This is a genomic window from uncultured Devosia sp. (genome assembly GCF_913055165.1).
Classification (GTDB): domain Bacteria; phylum Pseudomonadota; class Alphaproteobacteria; order Rhizobiales; family Devosiaceae; genus Devosia.
Window position 1 is genome coordinate 1 of record NZ_CAJXJS010000004.1, and the last position, 17,304, is coordinate 17,304.

Annotated in this window: 19 protein-coding genes; 7 read left to right on the top strand and 12 right to left on the bottom strand. The window is 62.8% G+C overall.

Annotated features, from left to right (window positions below; all coding sequences use genetic code 11):
- Positions 1–248: 248 nt before the first annotated feature.
- Positions 249–2,417 carry a primosomal protein N' gene (locus QZ564_RS02490; protein ID WP_297104090.1) on the bottom strand — a complete coding sequence of 723 codons (2,169 nt, stop codon included), beginning with the start codon at positions 2,415–2,417 and terminating at the stop codon, positions 249–251.
- A gap of 75 nt (positions 2,418–2,492) precedes the next feature.
- Complete coding sequence (locus tag QZ564_RS02495; protein WP_297104092.1) at positions 2,493–3,494, bottom strand: omptin family outer membrane protease; 1,002 nt, start codon at positions 3,492–3,494, stop codon at positions 2,493–2,495.
- 170 nt (positions 3,495–3,664) lie between these two features.
- On the opposite strand from QZ564_RS02495, the gene QZ564_RS02500 reads away from it, so the two are divergent.
- The 3 genes from QZ564_RS02500 (at position 3,665) to QZ564_RS02510 (ending at position 6,975) form a co-directional block, all read left to right on the top strand.
- The gene (locus QZ564_RS02500; RefSeq protein WP_297104094.1) at positions 3,665–4,594 is read left to right on the top strand and encodes a tyrosine recombinase XerC; all 930 of its coding nucleotides are present in this window, start codon (positions 3,665–3,667) and stop codon (positions 4,592–4,594) included.
- A gap of 82 nt (positions 4,595–4,676) precedes the next feature.
- The gene (locus QZ564_RS02505) at positions 4,677–5,621 is read left to right on the top strand and encodes a DMT family transporter (RefSeq protein ID WP_297104096.1); all 945 of its coding nucleotides are present in this window, start codon (positions 4,677–4,679) and stop codon (positions 5,619–5,621) included.
- A 76-nt stretch (positions 5,622–5,697) separates the two neighbouring features.
- Complete coding sequence (locus tag QZ564_RS02510; RefSeq protein ID WP_297104098.1) at positions 5,698–6,975, top strand: hypothetical protein; 1,278 nt, start codon at positions 5,698–5,700, stop codon at positions 6,973–6,975.
- An 86-nt stretch (positions 6,976–7,061) separates the two neighbouring features.
- Here QZ564_RS02510 and QZ564_RS02515 read toward each other — a convergent pair whose 3' ends face one another.
- The 7 genes from QZ564_RS02515 to sdhC form a co-directional block, all read right to left on the bottom strand.
- Positions 7,062–7,844, bottom strand: coding sequence for a succinate dehydrogenase iron-sulfur subunit (locus tag QZ564_RS02515; RefSeq protein ID WP_297104100.1), 783 nt, complete (start codon positions 7,842–7,844; stop codon positions 7,062–7,064).
- 62 nt (positions 7,845–7,906) lie between these two features.
- Complete coding sequence (locus QZ564_RS02520) at positions 7,907–8,197, bottom strand: hypothetical protein (protein ID WP_297104102.1); 291 nt, start codon at positions 8,195–8,197, stop codon at positions 7,907–7,909.
- On the bottom strand, positions 8,194–8,622 hold the full coding sequence (locus tag QZ564_RS02525) for a DUF3052 domain-containing protein (RefSeq protein WP_297104104.1): 429 nt from the start codon (positions 8,620–8,622) through the stop codon (positions 8,194–8,196). Before QZ564_RS02525 ends, QZ564_RS02520 begins: the two co-directional genes overlap by 4 nt.
- A gap of 168 nt (positions 8,623–8,790) precedes the next feature.
- The gene (locus QZ564_RS02530) at positions 8,791–9,147 is read right to left on the bottom strand and encodes a hypothetical protein (RefSeq protein WP_297104106.1); all 357 of its coding nucleotides are present in this window, start codon (positions 9,145–9,147) and stop codon (positions 8,791–8,793) included.
- Positions 9,147–10,958 (bottom strand): succinate dehydrogenase flavoprotein subunit, encoded by a 1,812-nt coding sequence (sdhA, locus tag QZ564_RS02535; protein WP_297104108.1) that lies wholly within the window; start codon positions 10,956–10,958, stop codon positions 9,147–9,149. The genes QZ564_RS02530 and sdhA overlap by 1 nt, the downstream gene beginning before the upstream one ends.
- Positions 10,959–10,964: 6 nt before the next feature.
- Positions 10,965–11,357, bottom strand: a complete 393-nt coding sequence (gene sdhD / locus QZ564_RS02540; RefSeq protein WP_297104110.1) for a succinate dehydrogenase, hydrophobic membrane anchor protein — start codon at positions 11,355–11,357, stop codon at positions 10,965–10,967.
- A gap of 1 nt (position 11,358) precedes the next feature.
- Positions 11,359–11,745 carry a succinate dehydrogenase, cytochrome b556 subunit gene (gene sdhC / locus QZ564_RS02545; protein WP_297104112.1) on the bottom strand — a complete coding sequence of 129 codons (387 nt, stop codon included), beginning with the start codon at positions 11,743–11,745 and terminating at the stop codon, positions 11,359–11,361.
- Positions 11,746–12,062: 317 nt separating this feature from the next.
- Between sdhC and QZ564_RS02550 the strand changes: the two genes are divergently transcribed.
- On the top strand, positions 12,063–12,650 hold the full coding sequence (locus QZ564_RS02550; protein ID WP_297104114.1) for an NUDIX domain-containing protein: 588 nt from the start codon (positions 12,063–12,065) through the stop codon (positions 12,648–12,650).
- Between the two features lie 121 nt (positions 12,651–12,771).
- Here the strand turns inward: QZ564_RS02550 and QZ564_RS02555 are convergent, their stop codons facing one another.
- On the bottom strand, positions 12,772–12,978 hold the full coding sequence (locus QZ564_RS02555; protein WP_297104116.1) for a DUF1737 domain-containing protein: 207 nt from the start codon (positions 12,976–12,978) through the stop codon (positions 12,772–12,774).
- Positions 12,979–13,050: 72 nt separating this feature from the next.
- Between QZ564_RS02555 and QZ564_RS02560 the strand changes: the two genes are divergently transcribed.
- The 3 genes from QZ564_RS02560 to QZ564_RS02570 all read left to right on the top strand — a co-directional run bounded on the left by QZ564_RS02560 (position 13,051) and on the right by QZ564_RS02570 (position 14,774).
- Complete coding sequence (locus QZ564_RS02560) at positions 13,051–13,689, top strand: carbonic anhydrase (protein WP_297104119.1); 639 nt, start codon at positions 13,051–13,053, stop codon at positions 13,687–13,689.
- A 355-nt stretch (positions 13,690–14,044) separates the two neighbouring features.
- Complete coding sequence (locus tag QZ564_RS02565; RefSeq protein ID WP_297104121.1) at positions 14,045–14,296, top strand: hypothetical protein; 252 nt, start codon at positions 14,045–14,047, stop codon at positions 14,294–14,296.
- A gap of 154 nt (positions 14,297–14,450) precedes the next feature.
- Positions 14,451–14,774 carry a hypothetical protein gene (locus QZ564_RS02570; protein WP_297104122.1) on the top strand — a complete coding sequence of 108 codons (324 nt, stop codon included), beginning with the start codon at positions 14,451–14,453 and terminating at the stop codon, positions 14,772–14,774.
- 37 nt (positions 14,775–14,811) lie between these two features.
- On the opposite strand, the gene QZ564_RS02575 is transcribed toward QZ564_RS02570, so the two are convergent.
- Both QZ564_RS02575 and QZ564_RS02580 read right to left on the bottom strand, forming a co-directional pair.
- On the bottom strand, positions 14,812–15,693 hold the full coding sequence (locus tag QZ564_RS02575) for an EamA family transporter (protein WP_297104124.1): 882 nt from the start codon (positions 15,691–15,693) through the stop codon (positions 14,812–14,814).
- A gap of 143 nt (positions 15,694–15,836) precedes the next feature.
- A complete protein-coding gene (locus QZ564_RS02580) occupies positions 15,837–16,880 on the bottom strand; it encodes an aspartate-semialdehyde dehydrogenase (RefSeq protein ID WP_297104126.1) in 1,044 nt (347 codons plus the stop codon).
- Between the last annotated feature and the right edge of the window lie 424 nt (positions 16,881–17,304).

Sequence of the window (17,304 nt, forward strand, 5' to 3'; positions counted from 1 at the left end):
CAGGGCAAATCATGCCAGTGGCATGATTTGAGGTGAGAAGGCCATGAGAGCCATGCTCGAATGGCAGGAACCGTCCCGCAGGGCAAATCATGCCAGTGGCATGATTTGAGGTGAGAAGGCCATGAGAGCCATGCTCGAATGGCAGGAACCGTCCCGCAGGGCAAATCATGCCAGTGGCATGATTTGAGGTGAGAAGGCCATGAGAGCCATGCTCGAATGGCAGGAACCGTCCCCGAGGCAGACATCGGCTACATGAAGCTCATCGGATCGATATCGACCTGCACCTTCAGGTCCCCCTTGGGTTTTTCGGCAGTGCCCAGCCAGAAGCGCATATAGCCCGAAAGATCGAAATCCTTGCCCGACTGCGCCAGCAGCCGAACCCGGTGCCGCCCTCTGATCATGGCGATCGGCGCATCGGCCGGTCCGAACAGGCGCACGCCATCGGCCATGGGTGCCGCGGACAGTAGCGACTTGGCATAGCTCATGGCGGTCGGCTGTTCATTGGCCGAGATGATCAGGGCTGCCAGCCGTCCGAATGGCGGCATGCCGCCGGCCTCCCGGGCCAGGAGCTCCTGCGCATAGAAAGCCTCCCGATCCCCGCTGACCATCGCCTTCATCACCGGATGGTCTGGATGATAGGTCTGGAGAAAGGCCTTGCCGTGTTTTGAAGCGCGCCCGGCCCGCCCGGCCACCTGGGTCAGAATCTGAAAGGTCTTTTCGGCGGCACGCGGATCGCCATGGGCCAGGCCGAGATCGGCATCGAGCACGCCGACCACCGAGAGCTTTTCGAAATGATGTCCCTTGCTCACCAGCTGCGTGCCGATGATGAGATCATATTCACCCCGCTCGATCTCGGCAAATCGTTCGCGCAACTGTGCATGACTGCCCATGTCGGTCGACAGCAGGACCCGCCTGGCATCAGGGAAGCGGGCCGCAGCCTCTTCAGCCACCCGCTCGACGCCGGGACCGACGGCGACCAGGCTCTCAGCGTCGCCGCATTCGCTGCAGACTTTCGGCGTCCGCATCTCATGCCCGCAATGGTGACACATGAGCACGCCGCGAAAGCGGTGCTCCACCATCCAGCTCGAACAGTCCGGACACTGATATTGATGCCCGCAGGATCGGCATAGCGTCAGCGGCGCATAACCGCGCCGGTTGAGGAACAACAAGGCCTGTTCGCCGCGGTCCAGCGCCGCAAAGACTTCCCGGGCCAAGGCAGGGGCGATCCACTCGCCCTTCTCCGGCCCATCGGTGCGCATGTCGATGGCTGCAACATCGGGCATGGCCGCTGCGGCAAACCGGCTTTCCAGCATCACATGAGCATAGCGACCGGCATTGGCGTTGTTGCGCGATTCCACCGACGGCGTCGCCGAAGACAGCACCACACGTGCATTTGCCAGATTGGCACGGACAATGGCCATGTCGCGGGCATGGTAGGTGAAGCCTTCCGACTGCTTGTAGGCCCCATCATGTTCCTCATCCAGGACCAGCAGACCCAGCTCCCGGAATGGCAGGAACAGGGCCGAGCGCGCGCCCACCACGGCGCGGACCGTCCCCTCCAGTACACCCCGCCACACCTTGGACCGTTGTACCGGGGTCATGTCCGAGTGCCACTCCGCCGGTTTCGTGCCGAAGCGTCGCGTGAACCGGTCGATAAAGGTATTGGTCAAGGCGATTTCAGGTAGCAGAATCAGGGCCTGCCGGCCCGCGCGCAGGGTGTCGGCAACCGCCTCGAAGAAGACCTCGGTCTTGCCGCCGCCCGTCACCCCGTCGAGCAGCGCCACGCCAAAAGCGTTCACGTCCAACGCCCGTATTTCTTTCAGCGCCGCCTGTTGCTGGGGGCTAAGGCTCGCCGGGTTGTCGTCCGGGTCCGGCGGCATCACCACGGGTGGGGGCGTCATTTCGAGTTTTTCGACCGCCCCGGCGCGCTCCAGCCCGTCGATCACCGAAGCCGAGACACCGCTAGCCCCCACAAGTGCCGGTTTCGGCCAGGCCATATCGTCCATCAGGCAATCGAGTACGCGCAGCCGCGCCGGCGTCAGCTTTTCCGGCTCGTGCCCAGTGCGGCGGTAGGCCAACACCGGCTTGGGGGAGTCAAGCGCTTCGGGCGAACGCAGCACCCCGCGCAAGACCTGTCCCGGTGCCGTCAGGGTATATCGGGCGACCCACTCCACCAGCTTGAGCAATTCTTCTGAAAGCGGCGGCACGTCGTAAAAATGGGCAATGTCGCGCAGACGGTTATGGGCAATCATATCCTTGGGCGGGCCCCAGACGACCCCCAGGATCAGCCGCGGCCCCAGCGGCACCGCCACGATGGAGCCCCGCTCAACCTGCATTCCCTCGGGCACGCGATAGCTATAGGGGCCGTCGACGGCCACCCCGACCATTACCGCTACGATGCCTCCGGCTTCGACCATGTTTGTGCGCGTTCCGTTCTCTTGCGCCATAGATAGGGGCAAGAGGCGATTCGGCCAAAGCCAATCCTGGGGCGGTCAGAAACGGGCGCGCAATCCGGCGGTCAGGTCCAACTGGGTGAAGGACGCCGCAGCGGCGTTTGGAAAGTACTGGGTCGTGCCCAAAACGGTGTCATAGGCCGCTGTGTCCCCGCGCCGCTCGAACATGTGCTTGAAGCGTCCGGCCAGCGTCAATTCCACATTGCGGCCCAGCGCATAGCCCGCATCCAAGCCCAGTTCGACCGCGGGCTGCACGTAGATATTGTCGGTAAAGCGCAAGTTGCGCATCCAGTGGTCATCGGTGGCGATGGCTCCCACCACCAGCCCTGCCCGCATCAGGCCGCCGATCCGCAGCTTGCCATAATATTGTTCGCCATCCACTCCCAGGAACAGCTCCGGCATCTGCTGGCGATAGGAAATGGCAGGCTGGCCCGCCGCGAAATCGCCCGACAGGTCCCGAAAGCCTCCACCGGAGCTATAGACATAGGACCCGCCAAAGGCGTCCCACTTCACATCGGTATATTGAAATCCCCCATGGAGCCGCACCACCGCGTCCTCGGCACGAGCCAGATCATAACCAATGGTCGCCGAACCGGTCCAGAAATGAGCCAGATGCGTGTCCGGATGCTCCGATCTGTGAGACCAGTTGTCGAACGTGTCATCGCCTCGCAGCCAGTCATAGTCCACCATGTGCGATATGCCGCTCATGGCCACGCCGCCCTCTGCGGAAACGCTGACGCCATGGCCCAGATCTGCCGAGACGCTGCCGCGCAGCATCGGGGCCAGGCTTTGCCATATCAGCTTGCTGACCCGGTAGTCGCCAGAATAGACGAACTCATTGCCCTCGAGATAGGTCGCGCCCAGGCTGGCCCGCAGCCGCAGGCTACCATCCACAGAGGTCGTTTCCACTGCCTCTGCCACATAGGTCGGCGCCATATGGCCACCGGGCGACCACGGACCGAAATGGCCCAGTTCTGCCGTTGCAGCAGGGCTGGCGGCCAGCAAGGCAAGCATCGGTCCGGCATAGGATGGCAGGCGCATGATCCACTCCCTCGGGGCGAACCTATGTTGCACATGCGGGGTTAAGCGCCGGTTTACCAATTGGCTTGGCATTTTGTTCACTAGGCGCGCAAAGTTGCCTCTGCCCTCAGCGCCGCTCCGGCGCTGATGCATTGAAAGATTGCTAACTCGCCGGGCTGTAGATTGCTGGCATGACCGACAGCGCCTTTGCCACTGACGAATTCATTCGGGCCCGCATCGATGCCTGGCTGCGCGACCTAGGGTCTGTGCGGCGCCTGGCGCCCAGAACACTGGAAGCCTATGGCCGCGACATCGGTCAGTTCATGGCTTTCCTCTCGGGACACATGGGCGGCCCGGTGACACTGAGCGCGCTCAAGGACATGCGCGGCGCCGACATTCGTGCCTTCATGGCGCAACGGCGCAGCGAAAGCCTTGGCTCCCGCTCGCTGGCCCGCGTACTCTCTGCACTCAAGAGCTTCTTCTGCTTTCTGGAACGCGAGGGGACGCTGGCGACCGAGGCGCTCAATGTCATTCGTACGCCGAAAATGCCCCGTGCCCTGCCAAAGGCCCTCACAGTCGTCGAAGCCAAGCAGACCATCTCGATGACCGACGAAATCGAAGACCGGCCCTGGGTCGCCGCACGCGACATGGCTGTGATTTCGCTGTGCTATGGCGCCGGCCTGCGTATTTCGGAGGCCTTGGCGCTGACCAAGGCCGACCTCGACGCCGATGTAATGCGGGTCACCGGCAAGGGCGGCAAGGTCCGGATGGTGCCGCTGATTGCGCCCGTCCGGAACGCGATCGCCAGCTATCTGGAACTGGCGCCCTTCAAGCTCTGGCCCGAGGAACCGCTGTTTCGCGGCGTGCGCGGCGGGGTGCTGTCTCCGCGCCTGATACAATTGCGCATGGCGCAGCTGCGCGGCGCTCTCGGCCTGCCGCCCTCGGCCACACCTCACGCCTTGCGGCATTCCTTTGCCACCCACCTGCTCGGCAAGGGAGGCGATCTGCGCGCCATTCAGGAATTGCTCGGTCACGCGAGCCTTTCTACCACCCAGATCTATACTGCTGTCGATACCGAACGCTTGCTTGAAAGCTATGCCAAGGCCCATCCGCGCGGCTAGCAATCAGTGGACGTTAATGCCGGGATCGGGCTTTCCAAGTCCGGACGGATGGGCCTAGACAATGGTCGAAGGACCAATCTCCATGACCGCCAAGCCATCCGCCGCCCTGCCCGCCATCGACACCGTTGGCTATGGCCTCGCCTTTTGCGGCGCGGCCCTGTTTTCCACCAAGGGCATCTTCATCAAACTGGCATTTGCCGAAGGGGTCTCAACCGAAGCCACACTGGCCCTTCGCATGCTGGTGGCCCTGCCGGTCTATCTGGTGATTCTGGTGTCCTTGCTGCGGCGTAACCCGCAATTGCGGCTACTGCTGACCCCGCCTCGTCTGCTGGTCAGCATGGCGGTGGGGACTTTGGGCTATTACATCGCCAGCTATCTGGACTTCGCGGGACTGGCCTTCGTCACCGCCCAATACGAACGATTGGTGCTCTTCACCTATCCCTTCTTCGTGCTGCTGTTTGGGGTGTGGTTCTTCGGCGACAAGATGAACTGGCGCCTGATCCCGGCCATGCTCATGAGCTATGGCGGGCTCATGGTCATCTTCGCCTGGAACCTCAGCGTCCGGCCCGAGGGCCTGCTCCTGGGCACCACGCTGGTTCTGGGCTCTGCGGTGACCTTTGCTCTTTATCAACACCTGGCTCGGCGGCAGATGCTTGTCTTGGGCTCCGCCCTGTTCACCTGCATCGGCATGTCGACCGCTGCGGTGCTTGCTATCGGCCAGAGCCTTCTCGTTGACGGGCCGGCCCGCTATGTCGAATTCAGTCCCTATGTCTGGTTCCTTGGAACCATGCTGGGCGTCTTCGGTACGGTACTCCCTTCCTTCCTGCTCAATGCCGGCATCACCCGCATCGGTGCTCGCGCTACATCTTCGACGGCCTCATTCGGGCCGATCGTGACCATCGCTCTGGCCGTGTTCATCCTGGGCGAGGCGTTCACCATCTACCATGCCATCGGCACGGCGATGGTCTTGTTAGGTTCATGGTACTTTGCGCGCCAGGAATCCCGCAATCGCGCGACGAGCGAATAGCTTTCCCACTTCTGGCTGCCACAAAGCCGCGATAAGGTAAGCTAACGGGTGGCAGAATCTTGAGGGAGAACACGCAATGCGCGCAATCGGCAAGCGCCTGGGAGCAACCGGTCTAGCCCTGATCCTGTTCGCAGGATTGACGGCACCGGCCCTGAGTCAATCGGCAGCAGACATCGATTTCGGGGATGACGCATCCGAATGGGCCAATGACGGGGAGTGCGACGATCCGCGCTTCTCAGGGGAAGGCATGGCCGCAGAACTCCTTGATGCCGATGTCGGCCACGACGCCACCGATTGCCAGGCCCTGTTCGAGGCCGGCACCATTGCGCTGGCGGAAGCCGATACCGGAGACAGCGCCGACGCCTCTGCGATCGATTTTGGTGACGACACCTCCAACTGGGCTAATGATGGCGAGTGTGACGATCCACGCTTTGCCGGTTCGGCCATGGCGACAGAGCTGGAAGACATCGATATCGGCCGGGACGCCACAGATTGCCGCACCGCTTACGAGGCAGGCGCCATTACGCTGGTTGGTGACGGCGATCCAACCATGCAGGCCGATATCGACTTCGGCGACGACAGCTCGGAATGGGCCAAGGATCTGGAATGCGACGATCCGCGCTTTGTCGGCGCGGGCATGGCCAGCGAGCTCGAAGACGTCAATATCATGCGCGACGCCAGCGACTGCCGCCAAGCCTTCGAAGACGGCACCATCACCCTGGCTGATGCGACTACCGCACCGGTGAGCACGGTCTCGGCCAGCATGCTCGAGCAAATCGCGGCGCGCATCGATTTCGGCGATGATACCAGCAGCTGGGCCAATGACGGGGAATGTGACGATCCCGACTTCACCGGTCCCGGCGTGGTCGGCGAAACGCTTGACACCGATCGCCTGCACGACGCCAGCGACTGCCGCGCCGCTTTCCTCGCGGGGACGGCGACGCTCAAGGGTTCTGGCGGGGTGGCGGTGAGCCAGTTTGACTATGGTTCGGACAGCTCGGAATGGGCCAATGACGGCCAATGCGATGACTGGCGCTTCACTGGTGCGGGCATGGCCAAGAAGCTCTCCAGCGCCGATGTGATGGCCGACGCCAGCGATTGCCGGGCGCTTGAAGCCAGCGGCGACATCGCCATCAAACCGGTGTTCACGCCCGACTATGTCCTTGGCGCGCCTTATGATTCGTCCGGGGTCGCGTTCGGGGACAACAGCTCGTCCTATGCCGATGACGACATCTGCGACGATCCGCGCTTCGAAGGTCCCGGCTCTGCCTCCACCCTCCTGGACAGCGATCTCGAACACGATGCGGCGGACTGCCAGGCCCTGTTCGAGGCCGGTCAGATCACCCTGCGCTAACGCCTGGACCCCCTCCAGGCCCCCAATAATGAACGGCGGGACCGGGGTCCCGCCGTTTGCTTTTGGTGCAGTCGAAAGGCCGAGCCTCAGGCCGCCTTGCGCTCGACCATCATCTTCTTGATCTGGGCGATGGCCTTGGCCGGGTTCAGACCCTTGGGGCAGACCTTGGCGCAGTTCATGATGGTGTGGCAGCGATAGAGCTTGAACGGGTCCTCGAGATTATCGAGACGCTCGGAGGTCGTTTCGTCGCGGCTGTCGATCAGCCAGCGATAGGCCTGCAGCAGGGCGGCGGGGCCGAGATATTTCTCGCCATTCCACCAATAGGACGGGCAGGAGGTCGAGCAGCAGGCGCACAGGATGCACTCATAAAGCCCGTCGAGCTTGGCGCGGTTCTCGACCGACTGCGTCCATTCCTTTTCCGGCGTGGGCGAAGTGGTCTTGAGCCAGGGCTCGATGGCGCGGTGCTGGGCGTAGAAATTGGTGAGGTCGGGGACCAGATCCTTGACCACCGGCATATGCGGCAGCGGGTAGATCTTGATCGGGCCGGAGGAGTCATCCATGCCCTTGGTACAGGCCAGCGTGTTGAGCCCGTTGATATTCATCGAGCACGAGCCGCAAATGCCCTCGCGGCAGGAGCGGCGGAGCGTCAGGGTCGGATCGGTATTGTTCTTGATATAGAGCAGGGCGTCCAGGATCATCGGCCCGCAATTGTCCAGATCGACGAAATAGGTATCGATCCGCGGATTGTCGGCCTTGTCCGGGTCATAGCGATAGATATGGAACTCGCGCAGGCGCGTCGCCCCCTCGGGCTTGGGCCAGGTCTTGCCCTTTTGCGGCTGGTCGGCCTTGCGCAACGTCAGTTCGGCCATTTTCTCAACTCGTCCTTCTCAACTTCGGGGTTGTGGCCCCAAGGCCATTCCAGCTTGCCGGCTCAATAGTTCGGCTTGCAGACCTGGTTCGATTTGGCGACATAGGTGTTGTAGGCATCGTAATCGGAAGCGGCGGGTGAGCCGCCCTTCATTGAGGCGATGACGACGCCCATGAAGCGCTCATCAATCAGGGTCATCGCCGCATCGGCCTTGCAGCCGCACAGCGTCGCGTTCTGCGCAATGCCCATGCATACGCGATAGAATTCATCCTTCTGGGCCGCGGTCGGGGCGGCAGCACTGGCCGACTGCGTCAGCAGCAGCAGCAACGGCAACAGGGCATGAATTGGCTTCATCTCAGCTCCTTGCGGATCACCAGTTTGAGGCCGGACCAGGTCTGGTCGACGGCGCAGACCTTGACGTCCACCAGGCCGATGGGCAGCAGGACCGCCCGGATCACATCCTCGGTGATGTCGGTGGCAAGCTTGGCTGCCTTCTTGGGCCAGCTGACCCAGATCATGCCATCGCGGGCGATCAGCTTCATCAGCGGCAGCGCCAGCGCTTCGAGCACTGACCTTGTGGCGGTGAACAGATGCACGAAATCATAGCCGGGTGATGCAGTCCCGACCTGATCGGCCGTGATCCGGCTGGCTTCCACAAACTGGCGCGCCTGTGTCAGTTCGGCCAGGTCCTCGGGCAAGTCGATGAACAGTGCACGCCGCCCATCCTTGAGCCCGAGCTTTTTCGCCAGAGGAGTGCCTGAATAGCCCGCATCACTCATTTGCGCACCTTTTCGGCAGGGTCCCGCGCAGGGGGCGCCGGGACCGGCTTTGCGGCGGGCGCAACCGTCGCCGCATCGCTGCGGCGTCCATCATAGCTGCGTTCCTCGCACAGATGGCACATCTGCCTCTCCTAGTAGACGCGCGCCTTGGCGGCCGTCAGGGACCAGTTACACATGGCAACCCTCTTGGATGGTCAGTGAGTAGCGAAACGCCACGGCACGGTCTTCGGTGCTCAAGGGCCTGACGAATGGCTGCATCATCTCCTCGTCGAAGTTGAACAGCATCACCCGAATCTTCTGCGAGTTCGTCAGCGGCATCCGCTTGATATTCTCAATGAAACACGGGCACAGGCGGCTGGCCGAGCCGGGAGTGGCCCAGACCGCATTGCGGTTCTCAATGCAGGCTCTCAGCGCCGTATCCAGAACATCCTGCGGCAAGCCGGCAGCGCCAAACGTAGGCGAACCGACCACCAGCCCCGAAAGCAGAATGGCGACGACGCCGGACAAGCGCGCAAGCTTGAACATCAGTACACCCGCGCCTTGGGGGCGATCTTCTTGAGGTCGATACCGCCCTCGGCCTGTGGGGTCAGTGGATCGACGATGACGGGACGATAGCTGAGGTCCACCTTGCCCGAGGCAATATCGACCTTGGCCAGCGTATGCTTGCGCCATTCGACGTCGTCGCGATTGGGAAAGTCCTCATGCGCATGGGCGCCGCGGCTCTCGTGACGGGCTTCGGCGCTGACCACCGTGGCCATGGCGCAGGCCATGAGGTTTTCCAGTTCCAGTGTCTCCACCAGATCCGAATTCCAGATCAGCGAGCGGTCGGTGACCTTGACGTCGGTGAGGCGCGAATAGATTTCGCTCATCGCCGCGACACCGTTCTTGAGCGAAGCCTCGGTGCGGAACACCGCGGCATCGGCCTGCATGGTGCGCTGCATCTCGTCGCGCAGCTTGGCCGTGGGCTGGGAGCCATTGGCGTTGCGCAACCGGTCGAAGCGCGCCAGGATTTTCTCGTCCTGGGCTTTGTTGATGCCCGGCACCGGTGTCGTCTTGTCGAGGACCTTGCCGGCGCGCAGAGCTGCGGCGCGGCCAAAGACCACCAGGTCGGTCAGCGAGTTCGAACCCAGGCGGTTGGCGCCATGTACCGAGGCGCAGGCCGCTTCGCCCACGGCCATGAGGCCCGGCACGATGCGGTTGGGGTCGTCGGCAGTCGGGTTGAGTACCTCGCCGTGATAATTGGCCGGGATGCCGCCCATATTGTAGTGCACCGTGGGCAGCACCGGGATCGGCTCGCGGGTGAGGTCGACTCCGGCAAAAATCTTGGCGCTCTCGGTGATGCCCGGCAGGCGCTCATGCAGCACCTTGGGATCGAGGTGATCGAGGTGCAGGTAGATATGGTCCTTCTTGGGACCAACGCCCCTGCCCTCGCGGATTTCCAGCGTCATGCAGCGGCTGACGACATCGCGCGATGCCAAGTCCTTGGCATTGGGGGCATAGCGCTCCATGAAGCGCTCGCCTTCCGAATTGGTCAGATACCCGCCCTCGCCGCGCGCGCCTTCTGTGATCAGCACGCCAGCGCCATAGATGCCGGTGGGGTGGAACTGCACGAATTCCATGTCCTGCAGCGGCAGGCCGGCGCGGGCGACCATGCCATTGCCGTCACCGGTACAGGTATGGGCCGACGTGGCCGAAAAATACGCCCGGCCATAGCCACCGGTCGCCAGCACCACCAGCTTGGCGCGGAAGCGATGCAGCGTCCCATCATCAAGCTTCCAGGCGATGACGCCCTGGCATTCACCATTCTCGCCCATGATCAGGTCGAGCGCGAAATATTCGATGAAGAACTGCGCGTCATTCTTGACCGACTGGCCATAGAGCGTGTGCAGGATCGCGTGGCCCGTGCGGTCGGCGGCGGCGCAGGTGCGCTGCACCGGCGGGCCATCGCCAAACTCGGTCATATGACCGCCAAAGGGCCGCTGGTAGATCTTGCCCTCATTGGTGCGGCTGAAGGGCACGCCATAATGTTCCAGCTCGTAAATCGCCGCCGGGGCCTCGCGCGCCAGATATTCCATGGCGTCATTGTCGCCCAGCCAGTCCGACCCCTTGACGGTGTCGTACATGTGCCACTGCCAGCTATCGGGGCCCATATTCTGCAAGGATGCGGCAATGCCGCCCTGCGCGGCCACGGTGTGGGACCGGGTGGGGAAGACCTTGGTGATGCAGGCGGTATTGAACCCCTGTTCGGCCATGCCCAGCGTGGCGCGCAGACCCGCGCCGCCGGCACCCACCACCACCACATCGAATTCGTGGTCGATCAGTTCGTATTCAGCCATTGTTGATCAACCCCAGAAGACGATTTTGAGCACAGCGCCAGCACCGAGCAGGGCGACGGCGAGGCAGAAGAGCGTGTTGAGAAGCATGGCGAGGCGATAGAGCGAGCCATGGACATAGTCCTCGAGCGTATCGCGCATACCGTTGCGCATATGCACCGCGGCAATGGCAATCAGCGCCGCAAAGGGAATGCCAAGCCACCAATTGCCGAGCAGCGCCACCACGTCGGCCCGGTCCTGCCCGGCCAGCCGCACCACCACGAACAGCAGCAGCAGCAGGAACAGGATATTGATGGCGCCGGTGGTCCGCTGGGTGATGAAATGGCGGGTGGCGGCTTTCGCATCGCCATAATGCGACTTTGGATTGGCGATGGTCTGGGTATTGATCACAGTGTCGCGCATATCAGGCCATCCACACGAAAACGGTCCAGATCAGGAGGGTGAGAATCACCGAGGCAATGATCGTGGCCCAGGCCATGCGCTCGCGCTGCCCCGGCTCCATCATCACGGCAAAATCCCACACGAAGTGCCGGAGGCCCCCGCACATGTGATGTACCAGGCTCCAGGTGAAGCCGAACAACACCAATTGGCCGAACCAGCTGCCATAGATGTAGTTGACCTGGGTCAGGGCATCCTGCCCGATGGCCGCGGCCACGAGCCAGACGGCGAGCAACGCCATGCCGGCATAATTGGCAATGCCGGTCATGCGGTGAAGGATGGACATCGCCATGGTGACGGTCCAGCGATAGATTTGCAGATGCGGGGAGGTGGGGCGGGCTCTGACCGTCATGGGGCGTTCCGGGGCCTTTCCTGATGCGGCGCGTCGCCGCGTCCAGTTTGGAATGGTTCGAGTCTTTACCGTCCAATGGTTACAAAATCAAAGCCCTGCACCGCCCCCGGCATGCAACTTTCGGCGCAGCGCGCACTTTGTTCGTATAGCGCACAGGCTGTTCGACCTGCGAAGGAAGGTTTGGACGGCATGAGCGGGGGAGGGCGGCGCCGATCGGCGGGGTGTACCCCCTCTCACGCTGACCCCGGTCCGGGCCCCCGGCCCTACCAAGCCGCCATCGGATGGGTTATGCGGAGGCGCTTATCCCGGAGACCACCATGTCCGATCGCATCGCCATCATCTCGACCAGGCTGCTGGTGAAGGGCTGGGGATCGCTATCCAGCGTCACCCTGGACTACCGGCACAAGGACGGCACCGTGCAACGGCTTGAACGGGAGGTCTATGACCACGGCAATGCTGCCGCCCTGCTGCTGCACGACCCGGCCCGCGACACCGTCCTATTGGTGCGCCAGTTCCGCCTGCCGCCGCTGCTGAACGGCGACCATCCCGATCTGCTGGAGGTCTGCGCGGGCCTGTTGGATGGCGAAGCCCCTGCCCTGGCGGCCAATCGCGAGGCCATAGAGGAAACCGGCCATGAGCCGGTCAACCTGGTCCATGTCTGCGACGTCTATGCGAGCCCGGGCTCGCTGTCGGAAAAAACCAGCCTGTTCGTCGGCCAGTACAATGCGACGACCCGGCGCGGGGCCGGGGGCGGGCTTGCCCATGAGGGCGAAGAGATCGAGGTGGTGGAACTGACGCTTGCCGACGCGCTCGCCATGATCGAGGACGGCCGCATTCTCGACGCCAAGACCATCATCCTGCTCCAGCATGCCGCACTGCAGCGCGCCGCACGGCAAACGCCATGAGAGCATAGCTCTCATGGCCTCCTGACCTGAAATCGCACCACCGGAGCGGGCCCACTCGCCACGCCAGCATAGCTGTCGCGGCCTTCTTCACTCAGTTCGGTCGAACTGCCCCTTTGGACGTTCAGAAGTCAACCAGCTTCTTGTCCGGATCATAGGGCTGATCCCGCGCCGTGCGGGTGACCGCCTGGCCGCAGCGCATCTTCTTGGTCACCGCGTCATAGGCATAGGTGGGGCTGCCGTGCAATTGCCACCCCTCCGACAGCGCCTTGGTTACCTTGTGGCAAAAGGCACTGTCGTCCTCGCCGGTCAGGAAACGGTAGATCAGCATGCATGCCCCCTTTGTCGAACATCCCAATGTCCACAATTGATCTTGGTGCCTCTTACAGCTAATCCAACCGGCATGCACAGCTTTCCTCAGCACCTTCTCGACGGCCACGCCAATTTCATGTCCGGACGCTATGCCCGGGAGAAAGAACGCATTCGCGGTTTGGCCGAAACCGGCCAGAAGCCGACGACATTGATCATCGCCTGCTGCGACAGCCGCGCGGCGCCCGAAATGATCTTCGACGCCGGCCCGGGCGAATTGTTCGTGCTGCGCAATGTCGCCAATCTGGTGCCCACCTACCAGCCTGACGGCGGACAGCACGGTACCTCGGCGGCAATCGAATTTGCCATCAAGGGGCTCAGCGTCTCCAATATTGTGGTCATGGGCCATGGTCGCTGCGGCGGCATCAAGGCGGCTCTGGACCCGCATATGAAGCCACTCGACAGCGGCGATTTCATCGGCAAGTGGATGAGCATGCTGGGCGAGCTGCCCAGCCAGCTGGGCCAGAACACGCTGATGACCGAGGCCGAGCGGCAGACCGCCATGGAGCGCATCTCGATCCGCAACTCCATCCGCAACCTGCGCACCTTCCCCTATGTCAAGAAGCTTGAGGAAGACGGCCAGTTGGCGGTGCATGGCGCCTGGTTTGACATCTCGACCGGCGAATTGTGGATCATGGACAATAGTGGCGACTTCATCCGCCCCACGCTTTGACGCATTGGCGGCGATCGATGGGGCAAAGGTCTTGCCCCGTCGACTAGCCGGCTCCCACTTGTCCCCGTTTCGCCCAAAACTTGCACTTGGTCGGCCGCAATCGTGATCACTAGAGCGTGATCAAATGCTGTTGCGGGACCATGATTCACGCCGTCGTGACTGCCGGGTCCCGGCTGGCTAAGGGCTTCACATTGCCCGAAAAACGCCGCGGAAACTGTCCGCTCGCGCCCTTCTGCGGGCCACCACCAGCCACATTGGGCAACCACTGTCTGTCCCACGGGCCGCTCAGCAAGCGCCCGTCGGCACCGGCCTGATGCAGGTGCCGTTCCCAACAAAGACAGTATGGAGCAATCCCATGAAAAAGATCGTCCTGACCTCGCTGTTCGCCCTCGGCCTGACCGGCGCTGCCCTGGCCCAGGCCACGACCGATTTCGCCACGGTCGATACCGACATGAACGGCAGCGTGTCGCTGGCTGAAGCGCAGGTCGCCTGGCCCGATCTGACCGAAGAGGCCTTCACCGCCGCCGACACCGACGGCAATGGCGAGCTTTCGCTCGAAGAATATGACGCGCTGGTCGCAGCCTCCGCGGCCCCTGCCGCCGAATAAGCACGCTGCCCTGGGCACCTTCGGCCGCGCCCCCCCCCAACTCCGGCTGCACGGTGCATGACCAGGGCTATCGGCCGGCCACCCCACGCGTCCCGGGGTGGCCGCGGCCTGCCAAGAAACGGGGTGAAGCCACCCCAGATGGAGATTTTCTCGCATGAACAAGATTGCAATGGGCCTTGTTGCCCTGACCCTTGCTGCCACCCCGACCCTGGCTCAGGCGCCGATGAACTTCGCCGATGTGGACCTCGACGCCAGTGGAGAACTCAGCTTTGAAGAATTGCAGGCGGTCTGGCCGGACCTGACCCAGGAAGAGTTCACTGTCGCCGACATGGACGCCAATGGCAGCCTCAGCGCCGATGAGATCAATGCCCTGCAATCCAGCACGCTGCCGGCGCCAGCTCCCATGGATGACGCCATGACCGCTCCGGCAGTTCCGCTCGATCCGGCAAGCTCATTGTCCGACACATCCGGCCAATAACGACAGGAACAAGGCCGCTCCATGCGGCCTTTCTCCTTCAATCCAGCCTTATGGGCGGCTCGCTCTTTCTCGCCTTGCGCAGCGTCACGATCAGCCCGCTGATCACCAACAGGGCCCCGAGGACCTCCACGCGGGTGATGGTTTCGCCGAGGACCAGATAGCCCGAGGCCAGGCCGGTGATTGGCACCAATAGCGTGAATGGCGCGACCACCGACGCCGGATGCCGGCCTAATAGCCAGCTCCAGATTCCCCCACCCAAAAGCGTTGCCGGATAGGCAAGAAAGGCGATCAACCCGGCATCGGCCCAGCTGAAGCCGGCCAGGGCCGCGGAAACGGTCGGCCACCCTTCTGTCAGCACCGACAATGCCAAGAGCGGCACAGGCGCCGCCAGCGCCCCCCAGACGGTGAACGAGACCGCATTGACCCTGCCGGCCTTCTTGGTCAGCACATTGGCCAGGCCCCAGCTCAAGGCGGCCAGCAGCACCAATCCCAGCGGCAGCAGATTGGTGACTTCCAGCCGTTCAGACGCAATGACGGCAATGCCGGCAAAGGCGATGGCCGCCCCGATGATCTGGAACCGGCTCGGCCGCTCGCCCAGAAGCACAAAGGCCATGACCATGGTGAAAAAGGCCTGGGTCTGCAGCACCAGCGAACTCAGCCCGGCCGGCATGCCCCAGGCCAGGCCGAGATTGAGAAACCCGTAGAGCGCCACGCCAAAGGTCAGGCCGAAGCAGATGACGACCCAGGCCGGCGCCTTGGGTGGACGGACCAGCAGCACCGCCGGAAAGGCGGCCGCCGCAAAGCGCAAGGCCGCCGCCAGGATCGGCGGCAGGGCCTCCACGCTCAGCTTGATGACAACGAAGTTGAAGCCCCAAATGGCAACGACCAACAGGGCGAGGAGAATGTGGCGGAGGGGCATGGTTTAGTCCGGTTTACCCCCACCCTCATTCCCTCCCCACAAGGGGGAGGGAGGTGCAGGCTGGAACGCCTCGGCTCCATCGTCTCCCTCCCCTCGATGGGGAGGGATCAAGGGTGGGGTGGAGCCCCGTACACGAGGGTCTGTCAGGCCGCCAAGGCTCGGGCCTTGTAGCCCTTTTCAATCAGGGTTTCGGCAATCTGCACGGTGTTAAGCGCGGCGCCCTTGCGCAGATTGTCGCTAACCACCCACATGGCGAGGCCGTTTTCGACCGTGACATCCTCGCGGATGCGGCTGACATAGGTGTCATATTCACCCACGCTCTCGACCGGGGTCGCGTAGCCACCGGCCTCGCGCTTGTCGATCACCGAGACGCCGGGCGCCTCGCGCAGGATGTCACGCGCCTCATCGGCACTGATCGGGTTGGCAAATTCGAGATTGACCGCCTCGGAGTGACCGACAAAGACCGGCACGCGCACCGCGGTGCAGGTTACCTTGATCTTGGGGTCGAGCATCTTCTTGGTTTCGGCCAGCACCTTCCATTCTTCCTTGGTGTAGCCGTCCTCCATGAACACATCGATATGCGGGATGACGTTGAAGGCAATCTGCTTGGGGAACTTGCCCGGGGTCGGGCTGTCATTGACGAAAATGCCCTTGGTCTGGTTCCAGAGCTCGTCGACGCCTTCCTTGCCCGCGCCGGACACCGACTGATAGGTCGACACCACCACGCGGGTGATCTTGGCCGCGTCGTGCAGCGGCTTCAGCGCCACGACCAGCTGCGCCGTCGAGCAATTGGGATTGGCAATGATATTGGTGCGCTTGGGATCGCTGAGCCAGCGATCGAGCACATGCGCGTTCACCTCCGGCACCACCAGCGGCACGTCGGAGTGGTAGCGCCAGTAGGAGGAGTTATCGATCACGATCGCCCCGGCTGCGGCGATCTTTGGGGCCCATTCCTTGGAGATTGAGCCGCCGGCCGACATGATCGCGAAATCGACGCTCGAGAAGTCGAAATGCTGCAGGTCCTTGGCCTTGAGCACCTTGTCGCCATAGGACAATTCCTTGCCGATGGAGCGCGACGAAGCCAAGGCAAAGACCTCGTCCGCCGGAAACTTGCGCTCGGCCAGAATGTTGAGAACTTCGCGGCCCACATTGCCTGTGGCCCCGACGACAGCGACACGATAACCCATAATGGAACTCCGGTTCCTTACCATTTTCGCCTCCCGCACGATGACACATCATCGCGGTCAATGCTTTGGCGCCTCTCCCCGTCGGGAGTGCGACCCGGGGAAAAGCGTCAGGCGGTTTTGGTGGTTTTGGTCATGGCCGGCATGCCCCCGGTGGTAAACCGGGTGGTGGCAAGAGCTGCGGTGAGGCTGCGGCGGCGCATGATGAACGAGGCTTCCTATGAAAAAGCAGGACTTGTCATACGCTGAAATAGGAAAGAGTCAATGAATTTGCCACGCGCGATGCAGACCGCATTGCCCCTTGCGCCCCTTCTCCCTTTTAGAGGAAAGGGTGGGGACGAGGGGCCTTGACAGCACTGAGAGCTGAAGGCCCCCTCACCCGGCGCACCGCGCCGACCTCTCCCCCAAGGGCGAGGTGAAGAACCGA

Excerpts from the sequence above, each read along its gene's own strand:
- QZ564_RS02490 (WP_297104090.1), bottom strand. The coding sequence starts at position 2,417 with ATGGTCGAAGCCGGAGGCATCGTAGCGGTAATGGTCGGGGTGGCCGTC.
- QZ564_RS02495 (WP_297104092.1), bottom strand. The coding sequence starts at position 3,494 with ATGCGCCTGCCATCCTATGCCGGACCGATGCTTGCCTTGCTGGCCGCC.
- QZ564_RS02500 (WP_297104094.1), top strand. The coding sequence starts at position 3,665 with ATGACCGACAGCGCCTTTGCCACTGACGAATTCATTCGGGCCCGCATC.
- QZ564_RS02505 (WP_297104096.1), top strand. The coding sequence starts at position 4,677 with ATGACCGCCAAGCCATCCGCCGCCCTGCCCGCCATCGACACCGTTGGC.
- QZ564_RS02510 (WP_297104098.1), top strand. The coding sequence starts at position 5,698 with ATGCGCGCAATCGGCAAGCGCCTGGGAGCAACCGGTCTAGCCCTGATC.
- QZ564_RS02515 (WP_297104100.1), bottom strand. The coding sequence starts at position 7,844 with ATGGCCGAACTGACGTTGCGCAAGGCCGACCAGCCGCAAAAGGGCAAG.
- QZ564_RS02520 (WP_297104102.1), bottom strand. The coding sequence starts at position 8,197 with ATGAAGCCAATTCATGCCCTGTTGCCGTTGCTGCTGCTGCTGACGCAG.
- QZ564_RS02525 (WP_297104104.1), bottom strand. The coding sequence starts at position 8,622 with ATGAGTGATGCGGGCTATTCAGGCACTCCTCTGGCGAAAAAGCTCGGG.
- QZ564_RS02530 (WP_297104106.1), bottom strand. The coding sequence starts at position 9,147 with ATGTTCAAGCTTGCGCGCTTGTCCGGCGTCGTCGCCATTCTGCTTTCG.
- sdhA (WP_297104108.1), bottom strand. The coding sequence starts at position 10,958 with ATGGCTGAATACGAACTGATCGACCACGAATTCGATGTGGTGGTGGTG.
- sdhD (WP_297104110.1), bottom strand. The coding sequence starts at position 11,357 with ATGCGCGACACTGTGATCAATACCCAGACCATCGCCAATCCAAAGTCG.
- sdhC (WP_297104112.1), bottom strand. The coding sequence starts at position 11,745 with ATGACGGTCAGAGCCCGCCCCACCTCCCCGCATCTGCAAATCTATCGC.
- QZ564_RS02550 (WP_297104114.1), top strand. The coding sequence starts at position 12,063 with ATGTCCGATCGCATCGCCATCATCTCGACCAGGCTGCTGGTGAAGGGC.
- QZ564_RS02555 (WP_297104116.1), bottom strand. The coding sequence starts at position 12,978 with ATGCTGATCTACCGTTTCCTGACCGGCGAGGACGACAGTGCCTTTTGC.
- QZ564_RS02560 (WP_297104119.1), top strand. The coding sequence starts at position 13,051 with ATGCACAGCTTTCCTCAGCACCTTCTCGACGGCCACGCCAATTTCATG.
- QZ564_RS02565 (WP_297104121.1), top strand. The coding sequence starts at position 14,045 with ATGAAAAAGATCGTCCTGACCTCGCTGTTCGCCCTCGGCCTGACCGGC.
- QZ564_RS02570 (WP_297104122.1), top strand. The coding sequence starts at position 14,451 with ATGAACAAGATTGCAATGGGCCTTGTTGCCCTGACCCTTGCTGCCACC.
- QZ564_RS02575 (WP_297104124.1), bottom strand. The coding sequence starts at position 15,693 with ATGCCCCTCCGCCACATTCTCCTCGCCCTGTTGGTCGTTGCCATTTGG.
- QZ564_RS02580 (WP_297104126.1), bottom strand. The coding sequence starts at position 16,880 with ATGGGTTATCGTGTCGCTGTCGTCGGGGCCACAGGCAATGTGGGCCGC.